General features: G+C 45.3%; 8 protein-coding genes. 3 read left to right on the top strand and 5 right to left on the bottom strand.

Annotated elements, in window-relative coordinates; all coding sequences use genetic code 11:
• Positions 1 to 163: 163 nt before the first annotated feature.
• The 5 genes from mfd to DXB15_RS14130 form a co-directional block, all read right to left on the bottom strand.
• Positions 164 to 3,709: a transcription-repair coupling factor gene (mfd, locus tag DXB15_RS14150; RefSeq protein ID WP_118703313.1), complete on the bottom strand. Its 3,546-nt coding sequence runs from the start codon at positions 3,707 to 3,709 to the stop codon at positions 164 to 166.
• A gap of 113 nt (positions 3,710 to 3,822) precedes the next feature.
• Positions 3,823 to 4,398, bottom strand: a complete 576-nt coding sequence (gene pth / locus DXB15_RS14145; protein WP_118703312.1) for an aminoacyl-tRNA hydrolase — start codon at positions 4,396 to 4,398, stop codon at positions 3,823 to 3,825.
• Between the two features lie 418 nt (positions 4,399 to 4,816).
• Positions 4,817 to 5,080 carry a septation regulator SpoVG gene (spoVG, locus tag DXB15_RS14140; protein WP_109214961.1) on the bottom strand — a complete coding sequence of 88 codons (264 nt, stop codon included), beginning with the start codon at positions 5,078 to 5,080 and terminating at the stop codon, positions 4,817 to 4,819.
• Between the two features lie 104 nt (positions 5,081 to 5,184).
• Positions 5,185 to 6,303: a glucose-1-phosphate adenylyltransferase subunit GlgD gene (gene glgD / locus DXB15_RS14135; RefSeq protein WP_118703311.1), complete on the bottom strand. Its 1,119-nt coding sequence runs from the start codon at positions 6,301 to 6,303 to the stop codon at positions 5,185 to 5,187.
• Positions 6,300 to 7,574, bottom strand: coding sequence for a glucose-1-phosphate adenylyltransferase (locus tag DXB15_RS14130; RefSeq protein WP_109214963.1), 1,275 nt, complete (start codon positions 7,572 to 7,574; stop codon positions 6,300 to 6,302). Before DXB15_RS14130 ends, glgD begins: the two co-directional genes overlap by 4 nt.
• Positions 7,575 to 8,063: 489 nt before the next feature.
• Between DXB15_RS14130 and murC the strand changes: the two genes are divergently transcribed.
• The 3 genes from murC to DXB15_RS14115 are packed head-to-tail and all read left to right on the top strand — an operon-like array spanning position 8,064 to position 11,633.
• Positions 8,064 to 9,446, top strand: coding sequence for a UDP-N-acetylmuramate--L-alanine ligase (gene murC / locus DXB15_RS14125; protein ID WP_109214964.1), 1,383 nt, complete (start codon positions 8,064 to 8,066; stop codon positions 9,444 to 9,446).
• 10 nt (positions 9,447 to 9,456) lie between these two features.
• A complete protein-coding gene (locus DXB15_RS14120) occupies positions 9,457 to 10,581 on the top strand; it encodes a DnaD domain protein (protein WP_118703310.1) in 1,125 nt (374 codons plus the stop codon).
• Positions 10,582 to 10,631: 50 nt separating this feature from the next.
• Positions 10,632 to 11,633 carry an ATP-binding protein gene (locus DXB15_RS14115; RefSeq protein ID WP_109214966.1) on the top strand — a complete coding sequence of 334 codons (1,002 nt, stop codon included), beginning with the start codon at positions 10,632 to 10,634 and terminating at the stop codon, positions 11,631 to 11,633.
• The last annotated feature ends 82 nt before the right edge of the window (positions 11,634 to 11,715 follow it).

The raw sequence follows: 11,715 nt of genomic DNA, 5'->3' as shown, positions 1-11,715 counted from the left end.
GTTCGTCAATCATACCAGTATGTTGACTCTCTTGCGCTCATTATATCGTAAAGTGAAATTTTTTCATCTATTATCTGTCCTAGTATAACCCAGAATCCGCGCCACTGCAAGATTTTTTCTATCCTAAACTCGCGCAACCCATGTATACAAATGCAAATCCTGCCTATGCCTCATTTTTCTCCAGCAACAGTTCCGCACAATCCGTCAACACGGTTCGGATCACCGTCAGCGTATCCGGACTGTTTTTCTGCTTCCGATAATACAGACACGGTTCTTTTTTATCCGGGATAAACGACAGCAGTGGTTTATTTTTGTCCAACAACAATGGCAGGTTTGCCACATTCAATTTTGCCCGTTCAAACATACGGAACGTGATTCCTGCCGCATTTTCCTTGATCTCCACCAGATAAACCCGATGCGCATCTGCTTTGATCTGTGCGACGGTCAGCAGATTCTGTACCGACCGCGGCGGTTCTCCGAAACGATCGATCAGCTCATCTAACATCTCATCTTTTTCTTCTTCATTTTCGATCGCCGCGATCCGCTTGTAAATATCCAGTTTCTGATACTCATTCGCAATATAGCCGTTTGGAATATAGGCATCCAGTTCGATATCAATGGAAGTATCGAAAGATTCCTCCACCGTTTCGCCTTTTGCACTTTTTACCGCTTCGTTCAGCATTTTGCAATACAGATCGTAACCAACCGCTTCCATATGACCGTGCTGCTGTTCTCCCAGCAGGTTTCCGGCACCGCGGATCTCCAGATCCTTCATGGCGATCTTGAAGCCGCTTCCCAGATCCGAAAACTCCCGGATCGCAGAGAGACGCTTCTCTGCCACTTCTTTCAGCATCTTGTTTCTGCGGTACATCAAAAATGCATACGCCGTCCGGTTGGAACGTCCGATTCGTCCGCGCAGCTGATACAACTGGGAAAGCCCTAAGTTATCCGCATCGTGAATGATCATTGTATTGACGTTTCCGATATCCAGCCCCGTCTCAATGATAGTTGTGGAAACAAGCACATCCACCTCACCGTTGATAAAGCCATACATGACACGCTCCAATTCCCGCTCACTCATCTGACCGTGGGCGTAGGCAACCTCCGCATCCGGTACCAGCTCGGAAATCTTTGCCGCTACCTCCGCGATCTGGTTGACACGGTTGTATACATAATACACCTGACCATCCCGCGCCATCTCGCGCTCAATAGCTTCCCGGATCATCTCCTCATCGTACTCCATGACGTAAGTCTGGATCGGCATACGGTCATGCGGCGGCTCTTCCAGCACACTCATGTCCCGGATTCCGATCAGGCTCATATGCAGAGTTCGCGGAATCGGCGTCGCGGTCAGAGTCAGCACGTCCACGTCCTTTTTCATCTGTTTAATCTTTTCCTTATGACCGACACCAAACCGCTGTTCCTCGTCAATGATCAGCAGACCCAGATCCTTGCAGACCACATCTTTGGAAAGGACACGATGTGTTCCGATCACGATATCCACCGTTCCTTTTTTCAAACCTTCGATTGCCGCTTTCTGCTGCTTTGGTGTCCGGAAACGGCAGAGCAGTTCCACATTAATTGGGAAATCTTTCATACGCTGTGCAAACGTGTTGTAATGCTGCTGCGCCAGAATCGTAGTCGGTACCAGATAAATAACCTGTTTATTCTCCTGCACCGCTTTGAACGCTGCCCGGATTGCCACCTCAGTCTTGCCAAAGCCGACATCTCCACAGATCAGACGATCCATGATCTTCTTGCTTTCCATATCCGCTTTCGTTGCTTCAATGGCAAGGCGCTGATCGTCGGTCTCCTCATATGGAAACATTTCCTCAAATTCCCGCTGCCATACGGTATCCGGTCCATACTCAAAACCTTCCTTGCTCTGGCGCACCGCATACAGTTCCACCAGTTCCTGTGCGATCTGTCGCACTGCTGTCTGTACCCGGTGACGGGTTTTCGTCCATTCCTGTCCGCCCAGACGGTTCAGTTTCGGTTTTTTCGCATCGGAACCCGCATATTTCTGGATCAGATCCAGCTGCGTTGCCAGCACATACAGATTGCCGCCTTTGTCATACTCGATCTTCATATAATCCCGCATGGTCTTGTCGACCTCGATCTTCTCAATACCGCGGAAAATTCCAAGACCGTGATTTTCGTGTACGACATAATCCCCCGGTTTCAATTCAGAAAAGCTTTGGATCCGCTCGCCTTCGTATATTTTCTTCTTTTTGCGCTTTTTCTTCTCCGCACCGAAAATATCCGTCTCCGTCAGCACCACAAATTTGATATCCGGATATTCAAATCCGCGTTTCAATTTGCCATACATGACCATGACTTCTCCCGGCTGCACCAGTCGCTCTGTATCTTCCGTAAAAAATGCGTTTAATCCTTCCTGCCGCAGATCATCTGCCATACGCTCTGCCCTGGTTCTGGAACTGCAAAGCAGAATCACCCGGTACTTACGTTTTTTATAATTATTCAGATCCTTTGACAGTAATTCAAAACTGCTGTTGTACGCATTGACAGAGTGCACCTGGAAGAAAAAGCTCTGCGTCGGTGTCAGTCCCGGTGCCCGCAGTTCCATTGCCGATACCAGCACACAACCCAGCCGCTGCATTTCTGCTGTTACCGCCTCATGAGAATACAGCACATCCATCTGTCCCGGCAGAATATATCCTTTTTCCAGACGCTGCTGCATACTGTCGGAAAATTCTTTTTCTACTGCTGCCGCTTTTTCCAGACACCGTGCCGGTTCATCCGCAAAAATCAAAAGCTTCTGGTCGCGTCTGGCAGCACAGCGGGACGCAAATTCCAGAAAACTTACGGTATCCTGGTAGAAATAGGTCAGATAACTTTCTGCCGCCCGTACACTTCCAAATTCTTCCACCTGCTCCTGCAGTAATTCCACTGCCTGTTCCAGTCGGTGCGCTTCCTCGGTTTTCATTTCCTTGCGGTACTGTTCCGACAGACGTTTTCCCTCTGCCGTGATCTGTTTCAGTCCCGCTTCCTGCTGCGCCTTCGTCAGCACCAGTTCCGCTGCCGGATAAACCACGATCTCGTCCAGCGTGTCTACCGAACGCTGGCTGTCCGGATCAAAGGTCCGGATCGAATCGATCTCATCTCCCCACAGTTCAATACGGTAAGGAAGTTCCTCCGTCAATGCAAAAATATCCACGATACCGCCGCGTACCGCAAACTGTCCCGGCGCATCTACCTGATAAGCACTCTCATAGCCCATGCCAACCAGATGCTGCCGCAGTTTTTCCAGATCCAGGGTATCTTCTGCCTTCAATCGGAGCAAAAATCCCCGTAAAACCTCCGGGCGCACCAGACGATCCATCAGCGCATCAAAAGTCGTGATGATCGTTGCATTTTCTTCTTCAAAGAGTCTCCGGTAAGCCAGAATCCGCTCCTGTGTCAGCGCATTGCCACGGATATCCGACTGATAGAACAAAATATCCTTTGCCGGAAAATACACTGCCTTCGGTTCAAAGTAGCGGTATGCCTCCAGCAATTCCCTCGCTTTCTGCTCATTAAAAGTAACAATGACACGGGTTCCCCTGCCATTGTTCAGTCCATACATCATATGTGGTTTTTGCGCATCCATACAACCGGAAGCTGAGATCACAGTTCCCGGTTTTTCTGCAAAATGCTCCAGTTCTTCAAAGCTGTTTAATTCATACAACGGACGTACAAAAGCATCCATGCCAGTGTTACTCCTTTCTTTTCTATCTGTTGATATGTTTCATGATTTCCTGCACTCTTATTCTATTGAAAAACCATGGTTCTATTATGCTTCTTTATAAGATCACGATTCTGTTATGCTTCTTTTTTACGATTATACAGATTCATTGCCTCATCGGTTCGATCCTGAACCATCAGGCTGACAGCATCCACCGCATCTTTTACGGCATCCTCAAATTTTTCCCGATCCTCCGGGGAAAATCTCCCAAGGACATGATCTGCCAGATCCCATCCTGCCGGTTTCTCACCGACACCGACTTTTACCCGTTCAAACTGATCGGTTCCGGTCTTTGCAATGATATCCTTAATTCCATTATGTCCGCCTGCGCTTCCTTTCTTGCGGATCCGCAAATTGCCCGGCGCCAGACTGATGTCGTCAAACACAACGATCAGCTCCTGTGTCGGATCTAATTTATAAAAATTTACCAGTGCGCTGACACTGTCGCCGCTTAAGTTCATAAACGTCTGCGGCTTTGCCAGCATTACTTTCTGTCCTTCGATATATCCGGTTCCGCAAAAAGCATTTCCTTTTCGCAGATTCAGTTCAATTCCATATTTATCAGCGATCGCATCAATGACGTCAAACCCTGCGTTGTGGCGGGTTTTGGCATACTTTGCGGTCGGATTTCCAAGTCCTACGATCAGGTACATTTTTTCATCCTCCTGTATCTATATCTACCATTCCAGTCAAGCGGATATTCGCAATCCGCTTCGCTACTTGCTCATAACCGAATAACTGCTCCGCAGTTTATCAGAAGGAGCTTGCACTCCTCCTGATACAAGCAAGTCCCCACCCACTGCTTATTGCTTTTCGCAATTGAAGCAGGGGACTTACTTGATTCGGTTAAAATCAGAAAAATCCTCTGCAACCGTTCATTTTTCCTAATCTATCAGGATTTGTTCTGATTTTGCACCAGATGCAATCTGCTTCAGCAGGTATCTTCCCCTTACATCTGGTCGCATCCTCACATTCTTTTTGACTTGCTGGAAATACAAATCAAAAAGAAGAACCCTGCAATGCAGGATTCTCCTTTCTGTGCAGTTGCGGATAACAGTATACCACAAGTATTTATGCTTCCGCAATTTCTTCACGATATTTTTGCATGATCAGTTCCTGAATCTGTCGTCTCGTCTCAGAATTGATCGGGTGTGCTACATCTCTGTACTCCCCGTCTGCATTTTTCCGGCTTGGCATAGCAATGAATGCACCTTTTTCACCTTCAATGATCTTGATGTCATGCACTGCGAATTCATTATCGATTGTGATCGATACGACAGCCTTCATTTTTCCTTCTTTGTCTACTTTTCGAATTCTCACATCTGTAATATTCATACTTCTCTTCCCCTGTGTTTTTGTATTTCTCCACAGCAGGGCGGTGCGTATTCTCAAGCTGTCACATCAATGTCGGTCTCCTCCCGTCTGCCGTACACGGCGTTCTACATGAGGTAACGTTCATTGTGTCCACGCACAATCTTTACTTCATCTTCGCCGCACAAATATGTATTTGCGCAAATTGTATCACGGCTCTCCACAATACAATTCTCAATATGCGTATTATCTCCGATGTAAACATCATTCAAAATAATAGAATTTTTAATTACGCAGTTCTTTCCTACAAATACCTGTTTGAACAGTACAGAATTTTCTACTGTTCCGTTTATAATACATCCGCTTGCGATCAGGCTGTTGCGGACTTCTGCTCCCACATTGTATTTTGCCGGAGCAAGATCATCCACCTTGGAGTAGATATACGGCTCCTGATGGAAGAAATATTTGCGGATCTCCGGTTTCAGGAAATCCATATTTGTCTGATAATAAGACTCCACACTGGCAATATTACTCCAGTAATTTTCCAATTTGTATCCGTAAATCTGTTTCAGATTTTTGTAACGGATCAGAATATCGGTTACGAAATCAAACCGATGTTCTTCCATGCTCTTCTCCAGCATCTCGATGAGCTGTCTTCTGCGCAGCACATAGATACCGGTAGAAATCGTATGAGACTGAGCCACCATTGGTTTTTCTTCAAAATCAATGATTCTGGATTCTTCATTCATCTGTACCACACCAAAACGGCTGACATCTTCTGTTGCAGGCACATCTTTACACACGATGGTAATGTCTGCCTTTTTCTGAATATGGTAATCCAGCACTTTGTTGTAATCCAGTTTGTACACGCAGTCGCCGCCTGCCACGATGACATATGGCTCATGGCTTCGTTTCAGGAAATCAATATTCTGTGCCAGCGCATCTGCCGTACCGCGGTACCAGTTACCGTTGTCTGCGGTGATCGTCGGTGTAAAAATATACAGACCACCCTGTTTTCTACCAAAATCCCACCATTTTGAGGAATTCAAATGTTCGTTTAAGGAACGGGAATTGTACTGTGTCAGTACTGCCACTCGCTGAATATGAGAATTGCTCATATTGCTTAATGTGAAATCAATGGCTCTGTATCCGCCGCCCACCGGCATTGCAGCAATGGCGCGCTTGTCGGAAAGCTCTCTCATTCTGTAATTATTACCACCTGCTAAAATAATACCTAATGCTTTCATTGTTTGCCACCTGCCTTAACAATATATTCCCCGCTGTCAAGCAATCCATCCGGATAATCCTCCGGCGTGGTCACACCTGCGATCGCTGTATTTTTACCAATTTTTACATTTGGCGGAATGACGGATTTCTCTCCGATGGTTACCAGACCAAACGCGTAAACACTCTCTTTGAGCTTGTTCGGTTTCTCCTCGCCGATACCAAGAACCGCACCGTCACCGATCACGGTATCCTCTGCAATGATCGCTTTGTCGATCACAACATTCTCTCCGATGGTCACGCCTTCCATAAGAATGGAATCACGCACGATACTTCCTTTTCCAATGGTAACATTTGCACCGATGACACATCCGTGTACTTCGCCATACACTTCTGTACCTTCACCGATGATACTCTTGTCTACTTTTGCGTCAGCAGCGATATACTGTGGTGCCAACACATCACTCTTGGTATAGATCGTCCAGTATTCTTCATACAGGTTGAACTCCGGAATCAGATCGATCAGCTCCATATTCGCTTCCCAGTAAGAACCAAGTGTTCCTACATCTTTCCAGTAACCATTGTACTCATAGGCAAAAATACGCTCACCCTTGTCAAAGCAGTATGGAATTACATGCATACCGAAATCGCAGTTTTCCACGGTCTCATTTGCGATCAGTGCTTCCTTTAATGCTTTCCAGTTGAAAATATAAATACCCATGGATGCCAGATTACTCTTCGGTTCTGCCGGTTTCTCCTGGAACTCCTGAATTCGATTTTCCTCATCTGCAACTACGATACCAAATCTGCTTGCCTCCTCCATCGGAACCGGCATAACAGCAATGGTAACATCCGCGTTGTTCTGCTTATGAAAATCAAGCATGACTTCATAATCCATCTTGTAAATATGGTCTCCGGACAGGATCAGGACATACTCCGGATCATAGCTGTCTATGTATTTCATATTCTGGTAAATAGCATTGGCAGTTCCTGAATACCATTCACTTCCGCCGCTTTTCTCATATGGCTGCAGAATCGTAACACCACCGTTATTACGATCCAGATCCCACGGAATACCAATACCGATATGCGTATTCAGTCGCAGCGGCTGATACTGTGTCAGCACACCTACGGTATCAATTCCGGAATTAATACAGTTACTGAGTGGGAAATCGATAATTCTGTATTTCCCTCCGAAAGCCACTGCCGGCTTCGCAACGTCTGCTGTTAACACTCCCAGACGACTTCCCTGGCCTCCGGCCAGAAGCATTGCGATCATTTCCTTTCGAATCATGTAAATCACCTCTTGCCAATAGCCTGCGTATTACTTTTTTCTCAGGCTATTTAAAAAATTAAATTGATAGGAAAATTATAACATATTTTCTCGTCCGTGTGCATGATTTTTCACAATTTTTACTAAAATTATCGCCCTTTTTCGACATTTTTCACAACTTTTGGTCTAACCAACACTGGAATTATTTTTTACAAATGATGTTAGTAGATTTTACCACACTTTCTTTTTTGTTGCAACGTCTGAATTTGCACCTGTATTGTCAAAATTTACGCATATCTGAATTTACACATATCTGAATTTTGCACATATCTGGATTACACTGTTCGTATCATCTTTACCAGTCATAAAGTTCTATCATAAACCCAGTTCACGCACATGATATGCAAAGCAGACATTCGCAAAACAGACATTGCCATCTTTTCCCCTATGGAGTATAATCGAAAAAAACACATTTATGAGATTTAGAAAATATACAGGTGGTAGATAAATATGTACAAAATCAATTTTGAAAAACCAATTCATATTCATTTTATAGGCATCGGCGGCATCAGCATGAGCGGTCTTGCAGAGATATTATTAAAGGAAGGTTTTACCGTATCCGGATCTGACAACAAGGCATCTGCCCTGACCGAACAGTTGGAGCAGAATGGGGCAAAAGTCTATATCGGACAGCGCGCTTCCAACATTACCGATGACATTGATCTGGTGGTTTACACTGCTGCCATCCATCCGGATAACGCGGAGTGGAAAGCTGCCAGCGACGCAGGCATCCCGATGCTTACCCGCGCACAGTTTTTAGGACAGTTAATGGATAATTATGCAAAATCCATCGCAGTCAGCGGAACGCATGGCAAGACAACAACAACTTCCATGATCTCTCATATCCTGCTGGCAGCTGACAGTGATCCAACCATCTCTGTCGGCGGCATGTTAGATGCGATCGGTGGAAATATCCGTGTCGGCGGTTCGGATGTATTTCTGACAGAAGCATGCGAATATACCAACAGCTTTTTAAATTTTCATCCGAAATACAGCATTATCTTAAATATTGAAGAAGACCATATGGATTTCTTCAAAGATATTAACGACATCCGCAACTCCTTCCACAAATTTGCGCAGAATACCGCAGCAGACGGAATTCTGTTCCTGAACGCAGCCATCGACCATCCGGAGGAAATCACCGCAGACTTAAAAGAGCGTATCGTGACCTTTGGTCTGACAGAGGATGCCGATTACACAGCAACAGATATTACTTATAATGAAGAAGCATGTGCTTCCTTCACTTTTAACGCACATGGACAGGCAGCAGGACATGTTTCCTTAAATGTTCCGGGCAAACACAACATTGCAAATGCACTGGCAGCAATCGCCTTTGCAACAGAAGCCGGATTTGATACAGACACCATCATCCGCGGATTACAGTCTTTTGGCGGTACAGCCAGACGTTTTGAATACAAAGGAAAACTTGGCAGCATCACGATCATCGATGATTATGCGCATCATCCGACAGAGATCGCTGCCACACTGACTGCAGCACGCAATTATCCGCACGACCGTATCATCTGTGTCTTCCAGCCACACACTTATACCAGAACAAAGGCATTCTGGAATCAGTTCTCAGATTCCCTTGCACTGGCAGATGTGGTGGTACTTGCAGATGTATATGCAGCCCGTGAGACCGATACCCTTGGAATCCACTGTGAAGATCTGGCAGATGATGTCCGTCACAAAGGAACCGAAAGCTATTATTTCCCATCCTTTGATGCCATTGAAAACTTTCTTTTGGAAGAATGTCACGACAACGATCTGGTGATCACCATGGGCGCAGGCGACATTTATCAGGTCGGAGAACATTTATTAGGAAAACGCTAGAGAGAGTAACATGGCAAATATTACGTTATATAATGACCAGCCGGCATCTGCAACTTTTGTGCCGAATATTTTTATTGATGAATATATGACACAGGCGAACGGGGAGTATGTAAAGATCTATCTTTACCTCCTCCGGAACCTGAACCAGTCCGCACAGAATGTTTCCCTTTCTGCTATTGCGGATCATTTTGACTGCACGGAGCGCGATATCCTCCGTGCTTTAAAATATTGGGAAAAACTACGGCTGTTCCGTCTAGAATTTGATGAAGATCAGAATCTGGCAGGCATCCGTGTCCTGAGTGCGCAAAGTGCCATCGCGCCTTCGATGCCATCTGCTTTTCCGGCAGCTGACACACAGAAAAAAGAAACTTTGACACCGGTGGGAAAAGAATCAAAACCAACCAACGTCACAGATCGTTTTATTCAGGCAGCAAGTGACGGCAGACGCACCTATACAATGGACGAAATGCGAACCTTTGTCTCCCGGGAAAATGTGCGGGAACTGATTTTTATCACCGAACAGTATCTTGGACGCACGCTGACACAAAGCGATCTGAATACCATCTTTTTCTGGTATGATGAACTGAAGCTTTCCACAGAGGTCATTGAAGTGATCATTGAAAACTGCGTGGCAAAAGGAAAAACCAGTCTGCACTACATGCAGAAAGTTGCAGAGGATTTTGCCGCCCGCAATATCCGAACGGTGAAAGAAGCCAAGACAGCGATGAATCAAGGCAGTTCTTTATATTATGCGGTTCTGAAGGCCTTCGGCATTCGTGGACGGAATCTGGTTCCCGAAGAGCAGAATTTTCTAAAGCAATGGTCAGACCGTATGGGCTTTTCCACAGAAATCATTGAGGAAGCATGCAGCCGGACGATCCGAAGCACCCACGAAGCCAATTTTGCCTATGCAAACTCTATTCTGAAGAAATGGCATGAGAACGGGGTGCATACACTGGATGACATTGCAAAATCGGACAGCATTTATCAGCAGTCGCAGAAAAGCAATCCGCAGAAATCTGCTGCTCCGAACAATAACCGCTTTATTAATTTTCAGCAGCGTGACAATGATTATGAAGCGCTTCAGAAACAATTACTGCAAAAATCACTGTTAAATAAAAAAACGCAGTCCTGACAGCAGTAATTACCGCCTTTTCCCTTTTTATCACGTAAAGGAGATGAACTATGCCACTTACCAATACACAATATGACGAAATCATGCGTACTTATGAAAAACGGCAGTTAGACCGCCAGCAGCTCATCGATGAACGCAAAAAGGAACTTGCCCGGCTTGATCCGGAATTCACAAAGATCGACAGCCGGATTGCCAGATCCAGCGTTACGACTGCAAAACAGCTTCTGAGCGGCGATACTTCCGCGCAGGAACATCTGCACAAAAAGATCCAGCATCTTCGTCAGCAGCGGACCGATCTGTTAAACGAGTACGGTTATCCGGAGAACTATCTTCAGCCGGCATATGCCTGCCCGGATTGTCAGGATACCGGTTATATCAACAATCAGCGGTGTCACTGTCTGAAACAGGCATCCATTGATCTGGTATATACCCAGTCCAATCTCCGTAATATTTTGCAGACAGAAAATTTTTCCAATTTTTCTTTTGATTACTATTCGGATTCAAAAGATATGATCGATCCGGCGACACAGTATACCCCTCTGGAAGCCGCGCAAAATGCCGTAGCACAGTGCCGAAATTTTATTCGCTCCTTTGAAAAACCGGATGATTTCCAGAATCTGCTTATCTTTGGAGATACCGGCATTGGAAAAACATTTTTATCCAACTGTGTAGCAAAGGAATTGTTGGATACTGGTCATTCTGTCATTTATTTTTCCGCACATCAGCTCTTTGAGCTGCTGACGGATCAACAGTTTGGACGTACGTCTCAGTTTTCAGCCGCAGACTATCGGAATATTTTCGACTGTGACCTGTTGATCATTGATGACCTCGGAACGGAAGCCATCAACACAATGACAACCTCACAGTTTTTCGTCTGCCTGAACGAACGGATCCTGAATCATAAGTCTACGCTGATCTCCACTAACCTGGAACTGACAGAACTTGCCACTTATTATTCAGAACGAATTTTTTCCAGAATCTTCAACAATTTTACCGTTTTGCATTTATTTGGAAACGATATCCGCATCCAGAAAAAACTTAACGAAAACTAACCGTTTTTGCATAAAAATAAAGGAATTGCAGAAATCCCTTGTCATAAGCAGGTGTTCAGTGATATAATGCCAACGTATTACT

This window comes from Roseburia sp. OM02-15 (assembly GCF_003481835.1).
Classification (GTDB): domain Bacteria; phylum Bacillota; class Clostridia; order Lachnospirales; family Lachnospiraceae; genus Eubacterium_I; species Eubacterium_I ramulus_A.
The sequence above is the reverse complement of the archived record's forward strand: the minus strand, read 5'-3'. Positions and strand labels throughout refer to the sequence as shown.

What these genes read in the sequence shown, in the direction of transcription:
- mfd (WP_118703313.1), bottom strand. Translation starts at nt 3,709, where the DNA reads ATGGATGCTTTTGTACGTCCGTTGTATGAATTAAACAGCTTTGAAGAA.
- pth (WP_118703312.1), bottom strand. Translation starts at nt 4,398, where the DNA reads ATGTACCTGATCGTAGGACTTGGAAATCCGACCGCAAAGTATGCCAAA.
- spoVG (WP_109214961.1), bottom strand. Translation starts at nt 5,080, where the DNA reads ATGAATATTACAGATGTGAGAATTCGAAAAGTAGACAAAGAAGGAAAA.
- glgD (WP_118703311.1), bottom strand. Translation starts at nt 6,303, where the DNA reads ATGAAAGCATTAGGTATTATTTTAGCAGGTGGTAATAATTACAGAATG.
- DXB15_RS14130 (WP_109214963.1), bottom strand. Translation starts at nt 7,574, where the DNA reads ATGATTCGAAAGGAAATGATCGCAATGCTTCTGGCCGGAGGCCAGGGA.
- murC (WP_109214964.1), top strand. Translation starts at nt 8,064, where the DNA reads ATGTACAAAATCAATTTTGAAAAACCAATTCATATTCATTTTATAGGC.
- DXB15_RS14120 (WP_118703310.1), top strand. Translation starts at nt 9,457, where the DNA reads ATGGCAAATATTACGTTATATAATGACCAGCCGGCATCTGCAACTTTT.
- DXB15_RS14115 (WP_109214966.1), top strand. Translation starts at nt 10,632, where the DNA reads ATGCCACTTACCAATACACAATATGACGAAATCATGCGTACTTATGAA.